This window comes from Nocardia asteroides (assembly GCA_019930625.1).
Lineage (GTDB): Bacteria > Actinomycetota > Actinomycetes > Mycobacteriales > Mycobacteriaceae > Nocardia > Nocardia sputi.
In genome coordinates this window covers 1,755,282-1,779,120 of the sequence record CP082844.1, presented here as the reverse complement: position 1 = coordinate 1,779,120, position 23,839 = coordinate 1,755,282, and the positions used below count along the sequence as shown (strand labels likewise).

Below are 23,839 nucleotides of genomic sequence, written 5' to 3'. Positions count from 1 at the left end.
GCATCGTGACCGAACCGGACAGCGGTGCCGCCACCCGTGCCGAGCGCACTCCGACTCTGCCCATCCTGCTGCGCTGCTGCGCCGCGCTGGCGGCCACGCCGGGCCGGTTGCTACGGCCCCGCCGCCCCGACACCGCGCTGCTGGCAGGCCTCGAGGTACGGCCGCTGCCCGCAGCGAGCGCCACGGTCCGGCTCACCGTGCTGACCCAGGCCACCATGTCCGCGCCAACCACCATCGTGGCCGAGGGCGTGCGCAGCCTGCGGGAGATGCGGCTGTCGATGGCGGCGTTCCTGGTCGAGCATCCGAAGGCGCGTTTCCTGGTCGATCCCGCCTTGTGCGCGGGCGTGCACGAGCGCGTGCTGCCCGAACTGCCGTTCCCGATTCCGCTGCTCGTGGCGCCGGACAAGCCGGTGCTCGGTCTGTCCGACGCGCTCGCCGCGCACGGCATCGCGGGTGCCGACATAGATTTCGTGGTGCCGACTCACCTGCACTGGGATCACGTCTCGGGCCTGCTGGAATTGCCCGCCTCGGTCGAGGTGCGGTTACCCGCGGCCGAGTACGACTGGGCGATGGGCGGCCCGCACGCACCAGCCGGTGTGGCGCGCGGCCCGCTGCGGGGCCGCGCCTTCGACCGCTTCGAGCTGGACGGACCGCCGGTGCTGACGTTCCCGCGCAGCAAAGACCTCTTCGGCGACGGTTCGGTGCTGCTGGTCGATCTCGCGGGCCATACGCCCGGCAGCATCGGCGTGTTGCTGGCGGTGGACGACGGCACCCGCGTGCTGTTCGCGGGCGACGCCGTCTGGAGCAAGCTGCAGGTAGATCTGCTGCGGGAGAAGGCGCCGATGCCGGGCAAGCTGTTCGACGCCGACCGGGATGCCGCCTTCACCACCATCCACCGCTTGCACGCGCTGCCCGACGGCATCGAACTGGTCGCGAGCCACGACTACGCAGCCGTCACCACCCGCGCGGCGAAATGAGTCTCAGCTCACCACGACGGTTTCGGCAAGGCGGGCTGTGATCAGCTGCTCGGCCTCGGTGACCATCCGGCCGATCAGCTCGGCGCAGGTCGGGATGTCGTGGATCAAGCCCTGGCACAGGCCGACCGACCAGATGCCCGCGTCCAGGTCGCCCTCGTCGAACACTCGACGGCCGCGCGCTCCCGCGACCAGATCCCGCACGTCGTCGAAGGTCCCGCCGGCCTTCTCGATCTCGACGACCTTGCGGCTGACCTCGTTGTCCGCGACACGCGCCGTGTTGCGCATGGTGCGGAAGATGAGCTGGGTGTCGCGCTCGGAATTCGCGACGATCTTCTCCTTGACCTTCTGATCGATCGAGGACTCCTGGGTGCACAGGAATCGGGTGCCCATGTTGACGCCGTCCGCGCCTAGGGCGAGCGCGGCGACCAGCCCGCGGGCGTCGGCGATCCCGCCGGAGGCGATCATCGGAATGCTCAGCTCGCGGGCGGCGGCCGGGATGAGGACGAGGCCGGGGACGTCGTCCTCACCGGGATGGCCCGCGCATTCGAAACCGTCGATGCTCACTCCGTCCACGCCGATCCGCTCCGCCTTCAGCGCGTGCCGCACGCTGGTGCACTTGTGCAGCACCTTGATGCCCGCGTCCTTGTAAGACGGCAGGAACGGCTCCGGGTTGCTACCCGCCGTCTCGACGATCCCGACGCCGCTGTCGATGATCGCCCGCACGTACTCCGCGTACGGCGGCGGGTTGATCGACGGCAAAATGGTGACGTTCACGCCGAAGGGCTTGTCGGTCAGTTCTCTGGTGCGCGCGATCTCGCGGCGCAGGTCGTCCGGGGTCGGCTGGGTCAGGGCGGTGATGAAGCCGAGCCCGCCCGCGTTGGCGACGGCCGCGACGAGCTCGGCCCGCCCGACCCACATCATGCCGCCCTGCACGATCGGGTGTCGCACCCCGAACTTCTCGGTGAACCTGGTCCGCAGCATTGCGCTTCTCCTGTATCTCGCGCGGGCGTGCCGGTTCGCCCGTTGCGGTCGATGGTGACACGGGAATCACCGAGTATTCAACTTATAAGTGAGCCGAGGTTCGCATGTTCGATGATCTTCTCCGGGTCGGTTTCCGCTGCGCCTCGCCTCCATGCGAGATCAAATGGCCTGCTAGAAAGCTCGAATTCGAAGTGGATCACCGGGACGGGCTGATTAACCGGGATTCATACGGCAATCTCTTGCCGCGCGATTATGTTAGTTGCTATTCTGCTCCCGATTCAGCCCGTCGCCGCCGTCGGACATCCTGGCGGGCCGATGGCGGTCCGAGAGGAGTTCGTGGCAATGACCACCGGGGCAGTAGTGCTCGACGAGCCGATCAGGTCGCGGCGTAACCACTGGAACAACCAGGTCGCCGTGCACGCGCAGATGCGCCCGGACGCGGTCGCGGTGCGGTTCCGCGGCGTGGACACCACCTGGCGGCAGTTGCACGAGCGGTCGCTGAAGTTCGCCGACGGATTGGCGCGCCGGGGTGTCGGGTTCGGCGACCGGGTGCTGATCCTGGCGCTGAACTACCCGGAGTACCTCGAGGCAGTGTTCGGCATCAACGCGCTGGGCGCGATCGCGGTCCCGGTGAACTTCCGGCTCACGCCGCCGGAGGTCGCCTACATCGTCAGCGACAGCGGAGCCAAGGCGGTCGTCACCGACACCGTGCTGCAGCCGCTGGCCACCGCCGTGCGGGCGCAGGCGCCCGCGCTGGAGACCTGCGTGGTGATCGGCGGGCGGTCCGCCGACGGCGTGGTCGGTTTCGACGACCTGATCGCCGAAGCCGGTGAGCCGCACACTCCGCTGGACATTCCCGAGGACACCCCCAGTCTCATCATGTACACCTCCGGCACCACCGGCAGCCCGAAAGGCGCGGTGCTGACCCACGCGAACATGAACGCCCAGGCGCTGACCTGCATCCGGGCGCTGGCGCTGCAACCGGACTCGATCGGGTTGTGCACCTCGCCGCTGTTCCACATCGCCGGACTCGGCAGTCTCGCCCCGGCTTTCCTGCTCGGTTCGAAGACGGTGCTGCACCCGCTCGGAGCCTTCGACGCGGGTGAGTTCTTGGACGCGCTCGAGCAGGAGCAGGCCACCACCGCCTTCTGCGTGCCCGCGCAGTGGCAGCTGGTCTGCGACCATCCGACCGTGAAGGAGCGCAAGCTCGCGCTGGAGGTGCTCAGCTGGGGCGCCGCGCCCGCCTCGGACACGGTGCTGCGCGCGATGGCCGACTGCTTCCCGCACGCGTTCAACGTCGCGGTGTTCGGGCAGACGGAGATGTCGCCGATCACCTGTGTGCTGGAGGGCAAGGACGCGATCCGCAAGCTCGGCTCGGTCGGCAAGCCCATCCCGACCATCCAGGCGCGCATCGTCGACGACGAGATGAACGACGTCGCCCCCGGCGAGGTGGGTGAGATCGTCTACCGCGGGCCGACTCTCATGCAGGGCTACTGGAACAAGCCGGAGGCGACCGCCGAGGCGTTCGCGGGCGGCTGGTTCCACTCCGGCGATCTGGTCCGTCAGGACGAGGAAGGCTTCGTCTACGTAGTGGACCGCAAGAAGGACATGATCATCTCCGGTGGCGAGAACATCTACTGCGCCGAGGTGGAGAACGTCCTGTTCGCACACCCGAAGATCCGGGAGGCGGCGGTGCTGGGCCGCGCGCACGAGAAGTGGGGTGAAGTGCCGGTCGCGGTGGTCGCGCTGCACAAGCCGGACGACGAGCTGACCCTCGCCGAGCTGGAGCCGTTCCTCAACGAGAACCTGGCCCGTTACAAGCATCCCAAGGATCTGGTGCTGGTGTCCGAGCTGCCGCGCAACGCCAGCGGCAAGGTGGTGAAAGTGCAATTGCGCAAGGACTATTCGTCCTGAACGTCGGGTGCGTTCGTTTCACGTGAATCGGACGATGCGCGCAGGCGTGGATGCGTAAGGTCGTCATATGGCGATCCGACGCATCCGCGCCGCCGTGCTGGCGTTGCACTGGCAGGTGAATGTCATTCGGCCCGAGGGCTTCTTCGGTCCCATGCTGGCCGCACCCGTGGCGGCGAGCGGCGTGGTGGCGCGGGCGGCGGACTTCCACGCCGCCGCGCTCGCCGCGCAGCTGCCGGTGATCTTCACCCGGTTCACCATTCCGGTCGGCGAGGGTGAGCTGGTGCGCAATACCGGATTCATGCGCTCGGTCGGCGCGGCGCAGACCGAGTTCCGGCCCGAGGCGCCGGGCGCCGCGATCATTCCGGAGATGGCAGCGCAGCCGACGGAAGTCTTCGACAACCAGAAACTGTCCGGCCTCGCGGGCAGCAAACTGCCGGAGTGGTTGGCGGATCAGAGTATCGAGACGCTCTTCGTCACGGGCGTCGCGACCAATCTCACCGTCGAGCAGACCGCCAGGCACGGTACCGATCTCGGCTTCATCGTGCACCCGGTGGCCGATTGCGTGGCCGCCGCCACCGCCGAAGCACACGAAGCCGCGCTGGGCAACCTCGAACTCGTCACGGCGGGCAGCGTGAGCGCCGCAGAGGCGCTGGAACTGGTCAGCCGCTGACCAGAGTTCTCGCCGCGACGGCGTAGTCCCCAGGGCCGCTCGCCCTGGCCGATTCGTCTTGTCGTGGCTGATCAAGGCGGCGGTATCCGATTCAGTCGCGCGCGATCGGTCAATCCGGGACCGATCAGGCCGACCACTCGGTGGTACGCCTCCTCTGCCGAGAGCGGTGGAGTTCCCTCCGCGATCGCCCCGAGCAGGCCGACGACACCCCAGGACAGGAAGGTCACGGTGGTCGTGAACTCGTCCTCCGGCATGTCCAGCCGGTGCTCCAGCCGCTCGGCGAGGATCTGCGCGACCATCACCCTGGTCGTGCGCAGCAGCACGGTCCCGCTCTTGCGGCCGAGTAGTGCGCGGTAGATCTCGGGATTGTCGACCGCCAGCCCGAACAGCGTGCGTACCGGCGCGAGCAGTTCGGTGGATTCCTTTCCCGTTTCCGCCGCGGACATGGCGGCGCGCAGGTAGTCGGTGCTGCTGCGCAGCAGCAGATCGTCTTTGTCCCGATAATGCGCGTAGAACGTCGATCGCCCGACGTCCGCCCGTTCCAGGATGTCGCGGACGGTGATCCGGTCGTAATTGCCTTCGACCATGAGCTCGACCAGCGCCCTGTGCAGCAGCGCCCGAGTGCGCCGGACCCGGCGATCCGCGCCCTCGGCGATGTCCTGCTCTCCCGGCACGGCACCTCCCGAACAAATGTCTCGTATGCGTCCGCTTCCGGACCTTTTCGGTGACATTGGCCCTGGTCGGCGCGGCGATATCGACCGATCCTGAACTTATGTCCGGAAACGAACTCCAGTCTGCCACCAACTCCCACGACGACATCGGCGTGCTGCTCACCCAGCCGCGCCGCTACCGCGCGTTCAAGGCCGCTTTCCTGCTCGGCCGCGGCGGTCGCCTCGACGCCCGGCTCGCGGAGCTGGCCTGTCCGGCTCCCGGCGCCGAGGTCGCCGACGTCGGCTGCGGCCCCGGTGACTTCGCTCGCGTGCTTGCCCGGCGCGCGGGCCGGGTCACAGGAGTCGACCCGTCGCCGCAGATGATCGACTATGCGACCGCGCGCACCCGTGACCTGGAGAACTGCCGATTCGAGCTCGGTACGGCGCAAGCGCTTCCGCTGCCCGACTCGTCCGTGGACCTGGTGACCTCGACTTTCGCGATGCATCACATTCCGGCGGCACACCGTGGCGACGCCATCGCGCAGATGTTCCGGGTGCTGCGGCCGGGCGGTCGACTGTTGCTCGCCGACACGCATCCGACCGGTCCGTTGCTCACCGCCACGGTGCGCGTCATGGCACGGTTCGCGGCCCACCGCACGCACGACAACACGACCGACCATGGTGATCCAGTGGACGGCATCGACATTCGCCGGTATCGAGACATGCTGTGCTCGAACGGATTCGAGGACGTCGACTTCGTCGCGGTGCGTCCGTCGACCGGTGTTCTGCTGGCTACCAAGCCGTAAGGGCGTGGTCGGGCGAGCCCGTCCACGCGCGGGGCGGCTCGCTCAGATCAGATCCTTCTTCGCCATCCAGCGCATGGTGGCCCAGCCGCAGAACACCGGAAGCCAGCAGGTCAGCACGCGATACAGCAGCACGGAGGGCACCGCGATGTTCGCCGGCAGGCCGAAGGCGGCCAGACCACCGATCAGCGCGGCCTCGACGGCGCCGACGCCGCCCGGGGTCGGCGCAGCCGAGGCCAGGGTGCCGCCGATCATGGTGACGATGGTGACGGTGATGAAGGTGGTACCGCCGCCGAACGCCTCCACACTCGCCCACAACGCGCCGGCCATGCCGAGGGTGATCGCCGCGCAGCCGAGCACGATCACCGCCGACCGTTTGGGGTCGCGGGCGAGGTCGGCGAGCTCGCCGAGCACTTCCTGCAGTTGCGGCCGCACCGCGTTGTTCAGCCAGCGGCGCAGTTTCGGCACGAACATGAACGTGCCGACGATGCCGACGCCGACACCGGCCGCCAGATACAGCACCGTGGCGTCGGGGACGAAGTGCGAGAGATCCGTCGAGGTACCGGCCAGGATGCTGAACGCGAGGAGCAGGCTGACGTGGGTGATCACCTGTACGGCCTGTTGCAGCGCCACCGCGGCCGTGGCACGCACCGCGCCCACGCCTGCCTTCTGCAGGAAGCGCACGCTCAGCGCCAGCCCTCCGACCCGCGCGGGGGTGGTCGTCGCGGCGAAGGTGTTGGCGACCTGCATGATCACCAGATTGCGGAAGCTCACCGCACCGGAGGCACAGGCCCACAGCGCCGCCGCCGCGCCGACATAGGTCAACGCCGAGACCGCGAGCCCGAACCACGCCCACCACCAGTTCGCCGTTCGCAACTGGGTGAAGAAGGTCGGCACCGCGCTGATGAACGGGTAGGCGACATACACCAGCGCGATCAGCAGCACCAGCTGGATGATCTGGTTCCGGGAGAACCGGGTGATCTGCTCGGCTTCGATCCGATCCTGCCCGGTCTGCTTGCGTACCTCGTCGCGTGCGTCCGACAGCGCGGCCTTCCATCCGGGGACCGCCTTGCGGATCCCGGTCGGTATGGCCGACTTGGTCAATCGGCTCGCCGCGGCGAGCACCCGCGCGGCGCCGAGGGTTTCGATAGCCGCGCGCACCGCGGGCTCCTTGCCGAACGTCGCGGTGGTCGTCACCAGCAGCTGGGCGATATCGGATTGCAGCTGCGGGTCCGAGGCTCCGTACTCGGCGTTGCCGAAGCCGCAGAACAGCGTGACCCCGTCCTCGACGCGGATGTCGATCGGTCGCAGGTCGCCGTGCGAGATCTGTTTCCGGTGCAAGGTGTCGAGCGCTCGCCACACGCCCGGCAGCACCTCGGCGGGCTGTTCGGTGAGGGGCTTGCCCCGGGGCCGGGTGCGCGCGTACAACATCCAGCCACGGGAGAGCGCGGCTACCGCGACGGGGCTACCGCTGCCCAGACCGAGTTCGCCGACCGCGATCGCCATGAGTGCGCGGTGCTCGACCACCCGGTACATGGAGCCGTGAATGGCAGCGGTCTCACTGGAGCGGAACGTCAGCCAGCGCCACAACTGTCGCAGCGCGCCGAAGCTGCGCTGGTTCTTACCGAACATCTCGATGACCAGCTCACGCTCCGGGCCCTCGGTGGCGGCGGCGAGCAGCAACGGCCCGCGCCCCGCCGGATGCACCACGGTGAACGCGGTGACCGTGTGGCCGCGTCCGGCCAGCACCCGAACGGCGGCGTCGAGTGGCACCTCCAGCGCGGGCGTGCCGACCACCAGCACGATCACCGCGCCGACCAGCCAGCCGACCGCCAGGCCGAACATCGCCCGCGCGGGCACGACGGTGCTGACCACGAGGTGGATCGGCGCGAACGCCAGCAGCAGGAACCACAGCCAGCGGCGCGGCCGGATGGGCAGCCACGGGCTGGCGACGGTGAGCATCGCGGCGATCATCGCGATCCAGCGCGGATCGTCCAGGAACTGGGACAGGAAGGTGTCCAGCCGGTCCGGCACCTGCAGATGCCATTTCGGCGCGGACAGCCCGGTGCCGGTGATGGACAGCAGCAGTCCGGCGACGGCCCCGGCCGCGGCATAGCCGGCGAGCAGCTTCCACTGCCTGCCGATGATCAGCTCGATCAAGATCGCGAACGGCAACGCGAGAATCGCCATGCCGTAGACCAGATACACCAGGTTCGACTGGTCCGGATTGAGGAAACCGACGATGTTGGAGACCGAGCGCTCCAAATCCAGCCACTCCGGGCGGGTGATCAGCGACGCCGCGATCACGACCGCCACCCAGATCGCCGCCAGGACGACGCGGACGATATCGCTCGTCCGGCGGATCAGCGGCTGCAGCAGGCTCCCCGTGACCGGGATCTCCCGCCCGTCCACTCGCATGCTTCCCAGCCTCTCCGGGTTTCAGGCCGTACCGGTCAGGGTGGCGCGGGACCCGCGTTCCGGTGCTCCTCCGCCTCTCCGGCACTTCAGGCCGTACCGGTTTGTAGGTTCGCTGCACGATACCGGCCGATAGACACGACGACGCGCCGGTGGTGGCGTGTATCGCTCAGCGGATGTGGCCTATATCACTATCTTCCAGGTTGATCCTCACACCAGTGTCAAGTTCGAGCATGAGGGCATGGACAACGAACTTTTCCACTACAGCCCGATCGTCGACCGCCCGCCGCTGCGGTGGCCCGGCGACGCTCGTGTCGCGTTCTATGTGGGGCTCAACGTCGAGCACTATCAGGTGGACCGTCCGTCGACGAGCATCTTTCCCGGCACCGCCGGGCTCGCGCCCGACCCGCTGAACTACGGCTGGCGGGATTACGGACCGCGAGTCGGCATCTGGCGGGTGATCGAAGTCCTCGACCGGCACGGCGTCCGTGCCAGCGCGCTGCTCAATTCCGATGTCGTCGAACACAATCCGCAGATCGTGGCGGCCGGTGTGCGTCGGAACTGGGCGTGGGTCGCGCACGGGAAGAACAACTCGATCCTCCAGGCCGACCTTCCGGTGGACGAGGAGCGGGCGTATCTCACCGACGTGGTCGCGACCATCGAACGGGCGACCAGCAGCAGGCCGCGCGGCTGGATGGGGCCCGCGCTCACCGAGTCCTTCCAGACCCCGGCGCTGCTGGCCGAACTCGGCCTCGGCTACGTGCTCGACTGGACCAACGACGACCAGCCTTATCCGCTGTCGGTACCCGGCCTGCTCAGCGTCCCCTACTCGGTGGAACTCAACGACAACACGCTTTTCCTGGGCAAGGCCACCAGTGGACCGGACTTCGTGCGGATCGTCCGCGATCAACTCGACCAGCTCTACGCCGAGTCGGCCGACAGCGGCCGGGTCATGGCGTTGGCCCTGCACCCGTTCGTGATCGGGCAGGCGTTCCGGATCAAATACCTCGATCAGGCGCTCGACTACGTGGCGAATCACCCGGGGGTATGGCTGACGACCAGCGACGAGATCGCCGAGCACTGCTCGGGCGCGTCGGTGCTTGCCGAATACACGCGAGCCGAAGACGATCGGGTCAGGTAAACGATGCTCGGGAGGCAGGAATGGCAGCGCAGGACCAGCTACAGCAGGACCTGACCGGAAAGACAGTGGTGGTGACCGGCGCCAGCTCGGGCATCGGCGCGGCGGCGGCGCAGCGGCTCGCGGCGCGCGGGGCCACCGTCGCGGTCGTCGGCCGATCGCCGGAGCGGACGGCCGAGGTGGCGGCGAAGGCGGGCGCGCAGCCGTTCGTAGCAGACTTCGCCCGGCTCGACGACGTGCGCAAGCTGGCCGATCAGCTGCTCGACCGCTACCCCAGGATCGATGTGCTGGCCAACAACGCCGGCGGCGCGTGGCCCAAGCGCACCGTCACCGACGACGGCAACGAACTCACCTTCCAGGTCAACCACCTGGCGCCGTTCCTGCTGACCAACCTGCTGCTGGAGCGCTTGACCCAGGCGCAGGCCAGGGTGGTCAACACCGCGAGCATGACCTACCGGATGGCCGAGCTGAACCTCGACACGGCGAACGCGGCGACGGGCTCGTTCAGCCAGCTCGGCGCGTACGGCGCATCCAAACTGGCGAACATCCTGTTCACCAGGGAATTGGCCCGCCGCACGGAGGGCACCGGACTCACCACCGCGGCCTTCCATCCCGGTGTGGTCGCCACCCACGTCTACGACAACGCCCCCTTCGGCCTCGGCTGGTTCATCCGGTCTCCCCTGGCGCGCCCGTTCTTCATCCGCCCGGACAAGGGCGCCGAGCCGCTGGTGCACCTGGCCACCACCGCCGACGGCGCGGCGATCAACGGCCGGTACTTCCACCGCTTCGAACTGGAGGCGCCGAGCAACAAGCAGGCGGTCGACGCCGATCTCGCGCGGCGATTGTGGACGCTGTCCGAGCAGGCCACCGGGCTCGCGTCGAGCGAATAATCGGCATACGGCTTACGTTTCGGCGTCGGCGAGCCGCAGGGAGACGCTGTCGGCTCGGTCCGGGTCGAGGCCGACCCCGTACACGCCGCCGGACCGGTCGCCCGCGTCGAGCTCGACGATCGCGCGGGCGACTCGCTCGGTGGGGACCAGTACGGGAAAAGTGGTGGGCGCGATCGCGTTCACGCGCACGCCGAACTCGGCGAACTCGGCGGCGAGGTTGCGGGTGAGCTGATCGAGCGCGGCTTTCGACGCGGAGTACAAGGTCTGCCCCGGATAGACCTCCGACCCGGAAATGCTCGATACGTTGACGATGTTGCGGTTGCGCGCGCGATTCTCCTGGCCCGCGTGCAACCAGCACCGCTGCGCCAGCCGTGTCGAAAAACGCAGCGGCACGGCGACGTTCAGGGTGAAGTGAGGATCGAAGTCGTCCAGCGCCGCGTCGCCGTCGACGATGCCGCGCGGATGCAGCCGGACGTGCGCGGCGTTGTTCACCAGCAAGTCGACCCGGCCGAACCGGGCCAGTGCCAGGTCAACCACCCGTTCCACCTCGCCGGGCTGGGTCAGATCCGACCGGACCACGAAGACGCGCGAATCGTTCTCTGGAACGGGCGCGTCCGGCGCGAGCGGATCGACGTACCACTCCAGCTGTGACGGCACCGCGGGTGTGCGCGTGCGGCACACGGCGACGATGTCGTAGTCGCGATAGTAGGCCTGGCAGAAGGCGTCGCCCAGGGTGCCGCTCGCCCCGGTCAGCAGGCAGACGCGGCGTTCACCAGTGGACAATCTTGTCTCCTCCCCAGCGCCGTTCGGCGTCCGCCCGGGTGCGATGCACCCACATCACCACACTGTTGCGATCTCGGACATTGTTACCCGCGAAGGTGTGCCAGCTGCGCGGGGTGACTTCGAACAGCACGAGCGAATTGTCCAGCGGTGGCACGAGGGTCACCGACGGCAGCGCGGCCGCCTCGGCGACGTGGTCGTACAGCGCGGTCTCGCCGCCATCGCCCGGCTGCCATCCCGGATTGCCCAGATAGAACAGCACCGCGACGGCCCGCACGGTCTCGCGCGCGCGGACGCCGGGCGCTCGCGCTCCGGTCTTGGTGTCGACCGTGCCGTCGGGCAGGCGCACTTCGTCCCGGCCTGGTGGCGGCCCGGGGAACCAGGCCGGATTGAGGTCGTTGTGCGACCAGCCGAACGGGCTGCCCGGCCCGTGATGGTGCACCGACCCCTCGACGTCGCCGGTCGCGTCGACTCCGCCGAGCCGGGCGACCAGGTCGTGCCATTCACGCGAGCTGAACAGCGCCATCGGGCCGTCACGCAGGTCGGCCAATCGGATGCCGTCGGCGCTGTAACCGTCGGCGACGGAACCGAACAGCTGCGGGCTCTCCCGGCGAACCCGCTCCAGCTCGTCGGCCAACCGCTGATAGAACTCGGGAACGAAGACGTCGCGGGCGTACACGTGCGGAAACGGTCGGCTGCGGCGAATCCAACGTCGATGGGCGAACAACTCCGCGAACCACTGCGGAACCGGCGCTGCGCGCTCCGAGTCGGTTGTCACCATTGCTCCCTCCCGGTCGAACCTCGTGATCATATTGGCCGCACCCGGTGCGCGCGGGCCGGTCTCCGCGTTGCGAGGATCGTGCGATGAGCCGTGATCTGCGTGTGTGTTTCGTCGGGGATTCGTTCGTCGCCGGTGTCGGCGACCCGCGCTGCCTGGGCTGGGCAGGCCGGCTCGCGTCCGCGGCGCACGCGGAGGGCGTGCCGCTGACCGCCTACAACCTGGGGGTGCGCGGGCAGACCTCGAGCGAGATCCTGGAGCGCTTCGGCGCAGAATGCGCGTCCCGGCTGCCGGAGGGCACGGACGGCAGGGTCGTGCTCTCGTTCGGCGTGAACGACGCAATGCACGAAAACGGCGGCCCGCGGGTGAGCCCCGAGGAGTCGGTGGCCAACCTGCTCGCGCTGCTCGGACAGGCGGCCGAGCGGCACTGGCCCATCTTGATGGTCGCCCCGCCGCCGATCGCGGACGACGAGCACAACGCCCGCACCGCCGCGCTGGAGGAGCGGTTCTCGCGGGCATGCGCCGTTTCGGACGTGCCCTTTGTGCGCATGCACGAGGCGTTGCGCGACAACACGGTGTGGGCCGCCGAGGTACGCGCGGGCGACGGTGCGCATCCCGGGGCCAGGGGCTACGACGAGATCACCGCGCTGATCGCGCCACACTGGCGTGAGTGGTTGTCTCGGTGACGTGCCTGTTTCCGGGTGCCTCACGGATTCGGTCGAGCCAGAGCGTGACTTCTGTCTGGGACAGCGAGCTGCCTACGGCTGGGTTCGCAGGAGTCCGAGGGTCAGCATATCGAATGAGCTTGCGGGCCTGGCGGATCGGGCTCAACTGACCGGCATGCCGCCGTTGCCCGCCTCGGCCCGCCGCTTGCGCGCTGTGTCCAGGTCTACCGTCACCGGAAGGGTCGCCGGTGCTTCGTCCGGGGTGAACGCCTCGCCCAATTCCGGTAGCCAGCGGACGATCTCGTCGCGAAAAGGCCCTTCGGTCTCCAGTTGACCGAGCACTCCTACCAGGGTGAGGAACGAGCGTGCGAACGGCGTGAAGTAGGCGGGCATGGTCATCTGACGGACCACATTGGTCAGGCGAGGGTTCGTGGTGCGCAACACTTGTCGGCGCAGCCAGCGCGTGGTGAGCCGGTAGGTGGCGTGCCGTAGCGGTTCACCGCAGGGTGTGATCGCGGCGTAGAGTGCCTCGCTGTCGAGGTCCCGTCCGGTTTCCACGAAACCGTGCCTGCGCGTGGCCGCGGCCAATTCGCCGGGCCCGCCTCGGAAGATCGCCTTGCAGCATTCGAGCGTCAGCTCGTCGAAGCCCGCGGGCGGCCAAGCGCAGCACGCGCCGAAATCGACTACGCCGAGCCGTCCGTCGGGCAGCACCCGGAAGTTGCCCGGGTGCGGATCGGCGTACAGCAGACCGTGACGGCCCCAGCCGGAGGTCACGAAACGGACCATGAGCATGCCGACCCGGTCGCGCTCTGCCCGTGTGCCGGAAGCGACGATGCGCGGCACCGGGGTGCCGTCGATCCATTCGCTGATCAGTACGTCGCCCTGCTGTGCGACGACATTCGGGACGAAGAAGTCCGGATCGTCGGCGTAGGCGGCGGCGAAAGCTCGCTGATGGATTGCCTCCGCCGCGTAGTCGAGCTCGCCGGTCACCGACGCGCAGATCGCCTCGGTCACCGCCTTCACGTCCGCGCCGGGCAGGAATACCGCTGCCAGATAGGAGATCCGGCGCAGCTGATCCAGATCGCGCGCCACCGCCTGCCTGCCGCCGGGGTACATCACCTTGACCGCGACCGGCCTGCCGTCGTGCCAGACCGCGCGGTGCACCTGCCCGAGCGAGGCCGCGGCGGCGCGCCGATCGTCGAATTCGCGGAAGCGGGAACGCCAATCCGCGCCCATGCTTTCGGCCATGGCGGCATGCACCATGTGCGGCAGCATGGCGGGCGCGGCGTCCTGCAGCCTGCTGAGCGCGATCCGGTACGGCTCCGCAACGTCCGGCGGCAGGGCCAGCTCGTAGATGGCCAGTAGCTGCCCCAGCTTCGCGGCACACCCTTTCAGCTCGCCGAGCACCTCGAAAATGTGCTGGGCGGTGCGGAGCTGGATGTCGCGATTGACTTCTTCGGCCGATCTGCCGAGTGCCCTCTTGCCGACCCCCGCGGCCTGTCGCCCGGCCAACGCCATCGGCAGCGCGGCGAGTTTCGCGCCGCGAACAGCGCTGTGAACAGGAGGTTTGCCATGAGAACGCGACGCGAAAAGCCGGGATCGCTTGCCCGTGGACCCCTCCTCGGGGCGCTCTCCGATGGGCCGGATGGTCATGCCTCACCTCACAGTCGCGCGCACAAGTGTGACACAGATGCAGTACCGGACAGTAGGGCTTAGACTGTCTGGGACGTATTCGAAAGTAGTCGAAAGGTGACTTCGATGGGTTCCCAGACGGTGGTCGCCGACGTTGCCGACGAGCTGGCGCGCCGGGTTGCCGCGGGGGAATATCAGCCTGGGGATCTCATGCCGTCGGTGCGTCAGGTCGCCGAGGAATTCGACATGAACCGCGCGACCGCGCAGCTGACTCTCGGCCGGCTGGAGTCCTACGGCTTCGTCGAAGCCCGGCGCGGCAAGGGATTCACGATTCGTGACGTCCGGGAGACCGGCGGGATGGACGTGTACCGCCACCTGTTCCGTTTCTCGATTCCCATGCCGGACATCGCGATAGAGATGTTCCGCGACATCGTGGACGTCGAGCGCAATCTCGTGCTCGAAACGCTGCTCGCCTACACCGGTGGCGAACAACGGATCGATTCGGCCGAACTGAAGGCCGCCATCGATGAACTCGAATCGATTGCTCGGCAAGATGTTCCCGACTTGCGGCAGCTTTTGGCGCTCGAGGTCGCGCTGGTGCGCAGATTGCTGACCGTGCTCGGTCTCCCTATGCAGCGCGCGATCTTGAACTCGATCGGCGAGATGGTGCTCGAGGTGCCGGAAGCGGTCGATGCGTATTTCGCGGGCGCACCGGACCTGCACGTTTTGATCTGGCGGGCGCTGGCCGCCGTGTGGGATTCCGGCGCCGGGCCCAGCGATGCTCAGCTGGCGCTGTTCGAGGATCTGTTCGGCATGTACCACGAGAAGGTCATCGCGCGGTTCGAGGAATCGGTGGCAGGGATCGGGGACCGCGCCGCCGAATCCCACGCCGCCACCGCCTAGTTTTCGTACACTGCACAACTCGTCTGGGACAGATGTGGGAGCTCGTTCTCGTCAGGTCTCCTCAGCGCGCCGAAGCGCGAGAGTGCGCAGCCTCGGCCGCAGCAGCCTGTCCCAGACAGTTTTGGTCTCCAGTGTGTGATGTGGTGGGCATGCGTATAGCGGAGACGGACTGCCGAGGCCGACACCGGTCGAGATGAATCCGACTCAGAGGCAAGCAATCACAGCGCGCGCCGCACGACGATGCGGCGTACGCTCGTGTGCTACCGAGTGACCCGGATCCGGCCGGTGGGATGCCGCGCGGCCGATCCGCACGGCATCATCGACGTGCGAGCGCGAGCTCAGGCCCCGCCGTTGAGCTTGTCGAGGCGCTCGCACGCCTCGACATACTCCTGGATCAGCCGGTTCACCACGTCGGCGGAGCGTTCCACCCGGTTCATCATGCCGACGATCTGGCCGACCGGATTGAAGTTGACGTCCTTGGCGGCCTCGGGATAACGATGGCCGCGCTTCACGCCGTCCAACGCGACCATCATCTGCAACGGCATCGGCAGCGGGTCGGGAGTGTCGGCCTGCTCCCACGCGTCGGTCCAATCGTTGCGCAGCATGCGGGCGGGCTTACCCGTCCAGGCGCGCGAGCGAACGGTGTCGTGGCTGGTGGCTTCGATGTAGCTCTGCATCTGCGCGGGGGGGACGTTGGCCTCCTCGACGGTCAACCACACCGAACCGGTCCACGCGCCCGCGGCGCCCATCGCCATCGCGGCGGCCACCTGACGACCGTTGCCGATACCACCCGCGGCGAGCACCGGTAGATCGCCGACGGCATCTATGACCTGCGGCCACAGCACCAGCGAGGACACCTCGCCGCAGTGGCCGCCGCCCTCGGTGCCCTGGCAGACCACGAAGTCCAGGCCCGCCCGCTTGTGATTGAGCGCGTGCTTGACCGATCCGCACAGCGCGCCGATCAGCCTGCCGGAATCCTGCACCTGCTTGACGACGTCCTCGGGCGGTGTGCCCAGGGCGTTGGCGACCAGCTTGGCCTTCGGATGCCGGAGAATCACCTCCACCTGCGGCCCCGCCGTGGTGGCGGTCCAGCCGAGCAGTTGGTTGTGGTGCTCGCCGTCCGGCAGCTTGGGCACGCCGTGGTCGGCGAGGATCTTCTCCGCGAAGTCGCGATGATCCTGCGGGACCATCTCGGCGAGTTTGGCTTCCAGTTCCTCGGGAGTCAGGCCATCGATGCCCTTGCCTTCGTACTTGGAGGGGATCACCAGGTCGACGCCGTACACGCCCTGCACATGCTCGTCCAGCCAGGCCAGCTCCACCTCGAGCTGTTCGGCGGTGAAGCCGACGGCGCCGAGCACGCCGAGTCCGCCCGCGTTGCTGACCGCGGCCGCCACGTCGCGGCAGTGGGTGAAGGCGAAGATGGGGAATTCGATCCCGAGCCGTTCGCAGATTTCGGTTCGCATGGCGTGCTGGTCTCCCTAACTGCTCCGCCGCGAACGGCGCGGCGCAGATGTACTAGAACGAGTTGCATAAGTGACGCTCGGCGCGGCGCGGCCGCTGCGCGTCGAGTCCACCGCGAGCCGCAGATATCGCCATGAAGCGGCCGCGGCTTCCTCGACTGGCCTTCGCACCATGCATCGACAGTAACACGTTCTAGTTTTCTGCGGAATGCGATGCTGAGTCAGGGGGTGGCCCGCTCCAGTTCGGCAAGGGACTGCTCCAGGTGATCGAGCAAGCGGGGCAGCTGCGGAACACTGCGGCGGCAGCCGACCAGGCCGAAATCGAGATTGCCCGCGTTGGAGGTCAGCGTGATGTTCATCGCCTGGCCGTCGAACGGGATGGACAGCGGGTAGCTCGCGTCGAGGCGCGCACCGTTCCAGTACATGGGTTCGCGCGGTCCCGGCACGTTCGAGATGACGAGGTTGAAGGTGGGATTCGTCCAGGGAATCAGCGCGGGCACGAGGTTGAGGGCCAGCGGGCTGAGCATCAGCGCGGACAGCGCCATCGTCTGGTTGCACGACAACGTGCGGTAGACGTCCTTCCCGTCCCGCATCGACGCGCTGACCACCTGCAGGCGCTCCAGCGGATCGGCGATATCGGTGCCGAGGTTGCACAGCACCGCCCCCACCTTCACGCCGTTGGTCTCGTCGTCCTCGGCGCGCAGCGACATCGGCACCATCGCGATCAACGGTTTGTCGGGCAACGCGTCCCGTTCGATCAGGTACCGCCGCAGTGCGCCCGCCGACATGGTGAGCACCACATCGTTGAGCGTCGAGCCGGTTGCCTTCTTGACCTGCTCCAGCCGCTCCAACGGCCAGGATCGGACGGCCGAGCGGCGCGCGCCGCCGATGGGCACGTTGAACATGGTGCGTGGGGCGGCGAACGGCAAGGTCAGCTGCTGGCGCACCAGGGCCGTACGCGCCGCGCGCAGCAGCGACGCGCCGGACGACGCCGCGGAGATCAGATTCCGCGCCGTACCGCCCGAGCCGGACCCGGCCCTGCGCTTTTCCCGTGGCAGGTGCCACGGCACCCGTGTCGCGGTGGAGGACGGATCGCTGGTCAGCGTGCGCCGCAGAAGGCGTTGCGCGGAGATGCCGTCGATCAAGGCGTGATGCATTTTGGAATACAGCGCGAACCTGCCATCGGCGAGGCCCTCGATCAGATGGAACTCCCACAGCGGGCGATGCCGGTCGAGCAAGCTGCTGTGCAACCCGGACGCCAGCTCGACGATTTGGTCCATGCGGCCCGGACCGGGCACGGCCAGCCGCCGCACGTGATAGGCGAGTTCCACGTCCTCGGCATACGTCCAAGCCATCTGCGGTGATCCGAAGATCGTCGCTGGATGCTTGCGAAAGACCCGATCCACGTCGGTGTTGCGCAATAGTTCCTCGTGGACTTGCGCGGCGAAGTCCTTCCCCGCCTGCTCCGGCGGCTCGAACAATTGCAGCGAACCGACGTGCATCGGCTGTTCGCGGGATTCGGCGAGCAAGAAGACGGAATCGACCGGCGCGATGAATTCCATGATGAGTCGCCCCCTGACGACATGGTGAAGAGTTCGGATTTCAGATCGACCACGTTGTCGGCGGGCCCGCGCAGCCATGAAACCGCCGCGACACGACAAACCTACCCGGACGGAATGAACCGCGTTCGGCGAATCACCGATCCTTCGAAGCCAGCAGGTAGGCCTGCCCGAACCGCTCCTCGGGACGCGGCTCGCGCACCATGCGAGCGATCATGGTGAACCCGGCGGCGCCGAGCAGACGCGCGAGGCGTTTGGGCGCCCACCGGTAGGCGCGAGTCACCTTGTGGTCGAACGCTTCCACCGTGTCGGGCAAGTCGGCCGCCTGGAAAGCCAGCAACACGTGACCTTTGCTCGCGAGTACCCGATGGAACTCGCCTAACACATGCGGCACGCGTTCCGGCGGGGTGTGGATCAACGAATACCAAGCCACTATGCCGCCGAGGGTTTCATTGCCCATCGGTAGCTGCTCGAGGGAACCTTGCTCGAACGACAGCTGTGGATATTGCGCGCGGGCCAGCTCGATCATGCGCGGCGAGAGATCGAGGCCGAACACCTCCGCCCCCAGCGACGCCAGATGTGCGGTGATCCGACCCGGCCCGCAACCGAGATCGGCGATCGGTCCGGACCCGTTGTCGGCCACCGATTCCGCGAACACGGCCAGCATCGCCCGGTCGAGCGGTTGGCCGGCGAGTTGATGCCGGACAAGGTCGGTATAGAGGTCGGCCACCTCGTCGTACGCGGTACGGGTGGCGGTCACATCGGCGAGTTCGTCTGCGAAGTCTTCGTTCGAGTCCAGCACTCCGAACAGCGTATTACGTACTCATCCCACCGGATCGAATGCCTGGGCGACGGCGAGACTGTCCTCGTAGACGTGGTGCCGGATGACCAGGCCATCCCGCACCGTCAGGTGCAGCGCGAACCGCGCGCGGTAAGCACGCCCGGTGCGGCGCGCGGTCTGCCGGATCTCCCCGAGCACCACGGCGTCGGCGCCGTCGACGAGCACGCCGTCGACGGTGGTGGCCACCTCCTCCGGCACATGATGTTCGGCGATCGAGCGGAAATGCTCTGCGGCGTCGGCCCGGGTCGAACGGTGCCGGATCCAGGGCGTCGCCGCGCGGCCGTGCTCAGCCTCCGGCCAATCCAGCCGCCAATCGACTTTTTCGGCGTACATCTCGGCGATGGCTTCCGGATCGCCGGAACCGATTCGCCGCAACAACTCTTCGACCACCATTCGCGTGGTCGGCGTGGTGACCGACACTGCCGGGTCCTTTCGGGCAACGCCGCGCAATCGTGCGGCACGCACTGATTCTCAGCGCGCACGCGCTTGGTGGCGATTACCTCTCGGGTAATGGAACGGCTGCCTCCGGGGCGGCTGCCGCGGTCGATTCCTCGAGCGCCCGCCGGCCGCGCCCCCCTGCGGTGCCCAGCACCGAACCGAGGATGACCAGCGGAAAGCCGATCGCCATGCCCGCGGTCAGCGGCTCGTCGAGCGCCGTGACGCCGAGCAGAATCGCCACCGCGGGATTGAGGTAGGTGATCACCGTCGCGCGCGCCGGGCCGACCTCGGCGATCAGCGCGAAGAAGAACAGGAACGCCACGGCCGTGCAGATCACCGCGAGGCCGAGTACCGACCAGGCCGAATCGGCGGTGATGTGCGACGGCCACCGCAGGCCCGCGAACGGCGCGTAGATCACCGCAGCCAGCAGCAGCGAGCCGGTCACCACACCGAGCGGAGGCAGGTCGGCCAGCGCCCGGTCGATCACGATGGGGCCCACCGCGTATCCGATCGTGGTCAGGCCGATCGCGGCGATCGCCGCCGGATTCCCCAGGTCGACGTCCAGGCCGACGAGCGCGGCGACACCCGCGAATCCGACGAGCAGGCCGGTGATCCGGCGTGCGTCGAACCGGTCGTGGCCGAGCACGGTCACGATCACCACGGCGATCAGCGGCACCGCGGCGATCAGCAAGCCGACGGTCGAGCTGTTCAGCGTGGTCTCGGCGTACCCGATCAGCAACCACGGACCGCTGATCTCCACCAAGGTGTAGAGCAGCAGCGGCCGCCACCGCCGCAACACCGGGACCAGCACGCCGGAATACAGCGCGACCGGCGCGAGCAGCAGGCCGCCGATCAGCGTGCGGCCGAACGCGACCACGATCGGGTCGAGGTCCTCCACCGCGATGCGGATCATCGCGTACGGCACGCCCCAGATAACGCCCATCGCCAGGAACAGCGCCCACCCGCGGCGCGTCATCGCGCGACCGCCGTTCGGCGCGGGCCGACGACCGGCTCGGTGCCGGATCGAAGCCGCTCGGATCGCGACATACTCCCCTCCCTTTCGACCACTCGGAGCTTATCCACGGGACCGACAGATCCGGTTCCCGCTTGTGACAAGTCCGGTCGCTGTCCCGTTCGCCCGATTTCGGCGAATAGCGCGCGCGGGCAAGATGTTCGGGCTAGTCTCGCCGGGAGCGAAGGGAATGCATCATCGTGGTCGACGTCATCCGCCGGCTTGCCCCGAGCGAGGAAATGTTCGCCGCGGGCGAGGTCTTCATCGGTTATTCGGCACGGGTATGCGGCCGGTTGGACCTGCGGGCGTTGACGGCCGCCTTCGAGGCCGTCTCCCGGGCGCATCCCATCCTGCGCGCCCGCATCGAGTCCTCGGAACAGGGCGGTCACGTCTTCGCCGTAACGGATGCCACGCCCGAGATCTTCGTCGCCGACGCCGACCCCGAATTCGCGCTCACCGGCGCCAAATTCGACCAGCGCGGAGGCGTTTGCGGGCTGTGCGTGGTGCGCGACGGCGATACCGCGAGCGTCACGCTCATGATCCATCACAGCGTCGCCGACGCCTATCACGCGTTCGTCATCGTCACCGAGCTCTGGACCGGGTATCGGGACGCGGTCGGCGGTGGTACCCCCGAACTGCCGGTGCACGCCTTTCCCGACCCAGTGGAGCACCTGCTGGCGGCGCGAGGCATCGAGAAGATGGCTTTGCCCGGCTCTGTGCCGCCCGGCGAAGCCCCCGCCGCCGCGTCGGTTCCGCAGCCGCGCGACGACGACTACCCGATCCTGCGCACCACCCGGTGCCGACTCAGCCAGGAAGAGACCGCGGCGCTGGTCGCACTCGGACATCGAGAGAACGTCACGGTGCACGGCCTGGTGTCGGCGGCGCTGTTGCGTACCGAAGCCGAGATTCGCGAACTACCGCTGACGGGGCTGCTCTACCTGTACTCCGTCGACCTGCGCGGCAGAGTGAGCCCCGAAATCGACGCCACCGAAGGGACGAACGTCCTCGGCTTCGCCAACTACCTGTCACCGGAATCGGAGGTGACATTGGTGGAGTCGGCGCGCGGCATCAGCGAAGCTCTGCACGCCGGATTGGCCGCGGGCATCGTGCAACGCACGCCCTTGAGCATCCCCGACATGGCTGCCGCACCCAGGCCCGCCCTGCCCGGCGTCGTCATCGCGACCAACTGGGGCACCATCCCGCCGCTACCCGAGCACGACGGGCTGCGCGTCGACGACTTCCACTCCACCATGCTCGCGAAACCGGACCTGACCGGCCGCCGCCCCCAGCAACCGGGCGGCGGCACCTGCGTGATCAGCACCTTCGCCGGACGGCTGAGCGTGGAGATCCACCACCCGGAAGAATTCGCCGATCTCCAACAGCGCCGCGTCGAAGTGCTGGCCCGCCACCTGCGCGACGCCATCGCCTGACGTGTGACTCTGTCCGCCGTTCGGCAAGCACGGCGACGGCCCCGGTCGGATCACCACTCGCCGAAGCGATGTCGCGGCTGCGCTGTCGAGCAGTCAGAACACGCGCCGACTGCGGCTCGTCCGACCGAACGCCGTCGGCCGCGATCACGTTTCGCGATCGCGGCCGACGGGTCGATCAATTCGTTGTTCGCGCGGTCGTACTGGTGGTCGGTGCCGCGAATTGCGTGGTCGTCGTCGGTTCGATGGTGGTGGTGGGCGCCGTGGTCTGCACCGGCGACGCGACCGGAGACGGAGCCGGCGGCGTGGTGACCACCGGTGACGAGGTAGCGCTCGGGGCGCTCGACGACGGGACCGTCGTCGTCGGCCGGTCAGCGGCATCGGTCGTCGTGGGAGCGGTGCTGGTGGTCGTCGGTGACGTGGTCTTCACGGGTTCCGTCGTCGGGACCGCCGAGGAAGTCTCCACCGCCTTGTACACGGCCGCGAGATCCGCCTCTTGCGGCTTGGTCGTCGGGTCGACCTGCTTACCGGCCTGCGCCTGCTTCGCCAGGTGGGTGAGCCAGGCAGCCGCGTACTCCGCGGACGTCAGCGGCTTGCCCGCGGCAGGGTCGGCGTCGTGCCAGTAGTCGAAGTGGTGACCGCTGTGGTTGGGTCCGAGCGTGAGGTTGTACGGGTCGCTCAGAATCACGGGAATCGTGTTCTGGTTCGTGACGATCAGACCGATGATCTCATTGAGCACCTTCTGCGGCAGGTAGGCCAGCGGTGACATTTCGCTGGTCGAAATCGAGTCCGCCTTCGCAGGGGTCTTCGTCTCACCCGGCTTGTACGCCGGATCCGACACTCGCAGCAGCACTTCCAAGAACGTCTCGTCACTCTGCATCCAGTTCGGCTGCGACTGGATATCGGCGAACGCCGCCAGCGCGATCCGGCTGAGCGCCACAGCGACGTCCTGCCCGGTCGCAGGCGTGAGCCCGTCTCGTTCCAGCGCGTCGACGTTCAACTGCCTGCCCACGTTGACCACCAACTGCAGAAGTGAGATGTTCTCCGGGGCCGCGCAGGTGAGGTCTCCGTCGGAGCAGAACGACGCGATCTTGCCGTTCAGTGCGCCGAAGTCACCGCTGGTCCCCTGCACCGCACCTTGTCCGGGTACCGGTTTCGTGCCGTTCTGATACTGCTGGTCGAAGCCATCGGGGTTGCCGAACGGGTCCTTGGATCCGGGGAACGGCCCGTCTCCGGCCGAGCGGCCCGAATCGGCGAGGATGACGACACCTACGACGTCGGCCGGATCGACGATTCCGTATGCACCGTCCTGACCGGCCTCCTGATGGCCGATCTTCATCGCGACACGGCGCACGACGTCGGCGCCCTCGCTGTATCCGACGATCGAGAACTTGGTGTCGGGGCAAGCCTGCGAGATCTCCCGCATCACCTGCTCGGTGTTCGCGACACCCGCGTTGACGGCGTCTTCGTAGGTGGCCATGTTCGCCGGATACGCGATGTACACCGCGGCGTACGCGCCGGGTTCGACATCGTCGGCCGGTGCGTTGACGACCGGATCCACCCATTCACTGCTGTGGTCACCCGACAGCGCGGCGGGCAACGGATCACCGTTGGCGTCCACGAGCATTTTTGTGGTCCCCGCCACAGGAGTGTCGTTGCGTCCGGCCACCGAGATGGTCACCATGTCGTGGCATTCCGTCACGGACGTGGTGAGCTGCGTATCCCTGGTTTCCGGCGTAGATGTCAGTGCCAACGAGGCGGCGACCACCGCCGCCACCCCCAGCACTGCCGGTGCGGCAGCAGCCGAAGCTATGCGATGCCGCGCGAAGAGCTCGCGAAGAGCCATGTCCTGATCCCCATTCCATACACCGACAAAAGTGGACGGACAAGCCCCCCGACGGGCCAT

General features: G+C 67.9%; 21 protein-coding genes. 9 read left to right on the top strand and 12 right to left on the bottom strand.

The genetic code is table 11. From position 1 onward, the window contains the following. The first annotated feature begins 2 nt into the window (after positions 1-2). Entirely contained in the window at positions 3-977 is a 975-nt protein-coding gene (locus tag K8O92_08330) for an MBL fold metallo-hydrolase (GenBank protein UAK35531.1), read from the top strand. 3 nt (positions 978-980) lie between these two features. Here the strand turns inward: K8O92_08330 and K8O92_08325 are convergent, their stop codons facing one another. Further along, positions 981-1,958, bottom strand: a complete 978-nt coding sequence (locus K8O92_08325; protein ID UAK33903.1) for a nitronate monooxygenase family protein — start codon at positions 1,956-1,958, stop codon at positions 981-983. Positions 1,959-2,300: 342 nt separating this feature from the next. Here K8O92_08325 and fadD5 point away from each other — a divergent pair, with 342 nt between their 5' ends. Continuing rightward, positions 2,301-3,872: a fatty-acid--CoA ligase FadD5 gene (gene fadD5 / locus K8O92_08320; GenBank protein ID UAK33902.1), complete on the top strand. Its 1,572-nt coding sequence runs from the start codon at positions 2,301-2,303 to the stop codon at positions 3,870-3,872. 67 nt (positions 3,873-3,939) lie between these two features. Next, positions 3,940-4,542 carry a cysteine hydrolase gene (locus K8O92_08315; protein UAK33901.1) on the top strand — a complete coding sequence of 201 codons (603 nt, stop codon included), beginning with the start codon at positions 3,940-3,942 and terminating at the stop codon, positions 4,540-4,542. Between the two features lie 71 nt (positions 4,543-4,613). On the opposite strand, the gene K8O92_08310 is transcribed toward K8O92_08315, so the two are convergent. Beyond that, positions 4,614-5,273, bottom strand: a complete 660-nt coding sequence (locus K8O92_08310) for a TetR/AcrR family transcriptional regulator (GenBank protein ID UAK33900.1) — start codon at positions 5,271-5,273, stop codon at positions 4,614-4,616. A 41-nt stretch (positions 5,274-5,314) separates the two neighbouring features. On the opposite strand from K8O92_08310, the gene K8O92_08305 reads away from it, so the two are divergent. Next, entirely contained in the window at positions 5,315-5,998 is a 684-nt protein-coding gene (locus K8O92_08305) for a class I SAM-dependent methyltransferase (GenBank protein UAK33899.1), read from the top strand. Between the two features lie 42 nt (positions 5,999-6,040). Here K8O92_08305 and K8O92_08300 read toward each other — a convergent pair whose 3' ends face one another. Further along, positions 6,041-8,413: a flippase-like domain-containing protein gene (locus K8O92_08300; GenBank protein ID UAK33898.1), complete on the bottom strand. Its 2,373-nt coding sequence runs from the start codon at positions 8,411-8,413 to the stop codon at positions 6,041-6,043. Positions 8,414-8,651: 238 nt separating this feature from the next. Between K8O92_08300 and K8O92_08295 the strand changes: the two genes are divergently transcribed. Further along, a complete protein-coding gene (locus tag K8O92_08295; GenBank protein ID UAK33897.1) occupies positions 8,652-9,551 on the top strand; it encodes a polysaccharide deacetylase family protein in 900 nt (299 codons plus the stop codon). 50 nt (positions 9,552-9,601) lie between these two features. Continuing rightward, a complete protein-coding gene (locus tag K8O92_08290) occupies positions 9,602-10,438 on the top strand; it encodes an SDR family NAD(P)-dependent oxidoreductase (protein UAK35530.1) in 837 nt (278 codons plus the stop codon). Between the two features lie 12 nt (positions 10,439-10,450). Here the strand turns inward: K8O92_08290 and K8O92_08285 are convergent, their stop codons facing one another. Continuing rightward, positions 10,451-11,194, bottom strand: coding sequence for an SDR family oxidoreductase (locus tag K8O92_08285; GenBank protein ID UAK35529.1), 744 nt, complete (start codon positions 11,192-11,194; stop codon positions 10,451-10,453). Positions 11,195-11,207: 13 nt separating this feature from the next. Next, positions 11,208-11,999 (bottom strand): 2OG-Fe(II) oxygenase, encoded by a 792-nt coding sequence (locus K8O92_08280; GenBank protein UAK33896.1) that lies wholly within the window; start codon positions 11,997-11,999, stop codon positions 11,208-11,210. 83 nt (positions 12,000-12,082) lie between these two features. Between K8O92_08280 and K8O92_08275 the strand changes: the two genes are divergently transcribed. After that, positions 12,083-12,682 carry a G-D-S-L family lipolytic protein gene (locus tag K8O92_08275; GenBank protein UAK33895.1) on the top strand — a complete coding sequence of 200 codons (600 nt, stop codon included), beginning with the start codon at positions 12,083-12,085 and terminating at the stop codon, positions 12,680-12,682. Between the two features lie 141 nt (positions 12,683-12,823). Here the strand turns inward: K8O92_08275 and K8O92_08270 are convergent, their stop codons facing one another. Further along, entirely contained in the window at positions 12,824-14,179 is a 1,356-nt protein-coding gene (locus K8O92_08270; GenBank protein ID UAK35528.1) for an AarF/ABC1/UbiB kinase family protein, read from the bottom strand. Between the two features lie 240 nt (positions 14,180-14,419). Between K8O92_08270 and K8O92_08265 the strand changes: the two genes are divergently transcribed. Then, positions 14,420-15,196, top strand: coding sequence for a GntR family transcriptional regulator (locus tag K8O92_08265; protein UAK33894.1), 777 nt, complete (start codon positions 14,420-14,422; stop codon positions 15,194-15,196). A 338-nt stretch (positions 15,197-15,534) separates the two neighbouring features. On the opposite strand, the gene K8O92_08260 is transcribed toward K8O92_08265, so the two are convergent. The 5 genes from K8O92_08260 to K8O92_08240 form a co-directional block, all read right to left on the bottom strand. Further along, entirely contained in the window at positions 15,535-16,659 is a 1,125-nt protein-coding gene (locus tag K8O92_08260; GenBank protein UAK33893.1) for a nitronate monooxygenase family protein, read from the bottom strand. A gap of 218 nt (positions 16,660-16,877) precedes the next feature. After that, the gene (locus K8O92_08255) at positions 16,878-18,218 is read right to left on the bottom strand and encodes a wax ester/triacylglycerol synthase family O-acyltransferase (GenBank protein UAK33892.1); all 1,341 of its coding nucleotides are present in this window, start codon (positions 18,216-18,218) and stop codon (positions 16,878-16,880) included. A gap of 133 nt (positions 18,219-18,351) precedes the next feature. Next, positions 18,352-19,017 carry a class I SAM-dependent methyltransferase gene (locus K8O92_08250; GenBank protein UAK33891.1) on the bottom strand — a complete coding sequence of 222 codons (666 nt, stop codon included), beginning with the start codon at positions 19,015-19,017 and terminating at the stop codon, positions 18,352-18,354. Positions 19,018-19,038: 21 nt separating this feature from the next. Beyond that, a complete protein-coding gene (locus K8O92_08245) occupies positions 19,039-19,449 on the bottom strand; it encodes a nuclear transport factor 2 family protein (protein ID UAK35527.1) in 411 nt (136 codons plus the stop codon). 103 nt (positions 19,450-19,552) lie between these two features. Next, entirely contained in the window at positions 19,553-20,470 is a 918-nt protein-coding gene (locus K8O92_08240; protein ID UAK33890.1) for a DMT family transporter, read from the bottom strand. Positions 20,471-20,706: 236 nt separating this feature from the next. Between K8O92_08240 and K8O92_08235 the strand changes: the two genes are divergently transcribed. Further along, complete coding sequence (locus K8O92_08235) at positions 20,707-21,936, top strand: hypothetical protein (GenBank protein ID UAK33889.1); 1,230 nt, start codon at positions 20,707-20,709, stop codon at positions 21,934-21,936. A gap of 175 nt (positions 21,937-22,111) precedes the next feature. Here K8O92_08235 and K8O92_08230 read toward each other — a convergent pair whose 3' ends face one another. After that, entirely contained in the window at positions 22,112-23,779 is a 1,668-nt protein-coding gene (locus K8O92_08230) for a cutinase family protein (GenBank protein ID UAK33888.1), read from the bottom strand. Positions 23,780-23,839: the final 60 nt, after the last annotated feature.

What these genes read in the sequence shown, in the direction of transcription:
- K8O92_08275 (UAK33895.1), top strand. Translation starts at nt 12,083, where the DNA reads ATGAGCCGTGATCTGCGTGTGTGTTTCGTCGGGGATTCGTTCGTCGCC.
- K8O92_08280 (UAK33896.1), bottom strand. Translation starts at nt 11,999, where the DNA reads ATGGTGACAACCGACTCGGAGCGCGCAGCGCCGGTTCCGCAGTGGTTC.
- K8O92_08325 (UAK33903.1), bottom strand. Translation starts at nt 1,958, where the DNA reads ATGCTGCGGACCAGGTTCACCGAGAAGTTCGGGGTGCGACACCCGATC.
- K8O92_08300 (UAK33898.1), bottom strand. Translation starts at nt 8,413, where the DNA reads ATGCGAGTGGACGGGCGGGAGATCCCGGTCACGGGGAGCCTGCTGCAG.
- K8O92_08270 (UAK35528.1), bottom strand. Translation starts at nt 14,179, where the DNA reads ATGGCGTTGGCCGGGCGACAGGCCGCGGGGGTCGGCAAGAGGGCACTC.
- K8O92_08240 (UAK33890.1), bottom strand. Translation starts at nt 20,470, where the DNA reads ATGACGCGCCGCGGGTGGGCGCTGTTCCTGGCGATGGGCGTTATCTGG.
- K8O92_08265 (UAK33894.1), top strand. Translation starts at nt 14,420, where the DNA reads ATGGGTTCCCAGACGGTGGTCGCCGACGTTGCCGACGAGCTGGCGCGC.
- fadD5 (UAK33902.1), top strand. Translation starts at nt 2,301, where the DNA reads ATGACCACCGGGGCAGTAGTGCTCGACGAGCCGATCAGGTCGCGGCGT.
- K8O92_08230 (UAK33888.1), bottom strand. Translation starts at nt 23,779, where the DNA reads ATGGCTCTTCGCGAGCTCTTCGCGCGGCATCGCATAGCTTCGGCTGCT.
- K8O92_08295 (UAK33897.1), top strand. Translation starts at nt 8,652, where the DNA reads ATGGACAACGAACTTTTCCACTACAGCCCGATCGTCGACCGCCCGCCG.
- K8O92_08255 (UAK33892.1), bottom strand. Translation starts at nt 18,218, where the DNA reads ATGGAATTCATCGCGCCGGTCGATTCCGTCTTCTTGCTCGCCGAATCC.
- K8O92_08315 (UAK33901.1), top strand. Translation starts at nt 3,940, where the DNA reads ATGGCGATCCGACGCATCCGCGCCGCCGTGCTGGCGTTGCACTGGCAG.
- K8O92_08245 (UAK35527.1), bottom strand. Translation starts at nt 19,449, where the DNA reads ATGGTGGTCGAAGAGTTGTTGCGGCGAATCGGTTCCGGCGATCCGGAA.
- K8O92_08260 (UAK33893.1), bottom strand. Translation starts at nt 16,659, where the DNA reads ATGCGAACCGAAATCTGCGAACGGCTCGGGATCGAATTCCCCATCTTC.
- K8O92_08310 (UAK33900.1), bottom strand. Translation starts at nt 5,273, where the DNA reads ATGTCACCGAAAAGGTCCGGAAGCGGACGCATACGAGACATTTGTTCG.
- K8O92_08305 (UAK33899.1), top strand. Translation starts at nt 5,315, where the DNA reads ATGTCCGGAAACGAACTCCAGTCTGCCACCAACTCCCACGACGACATC.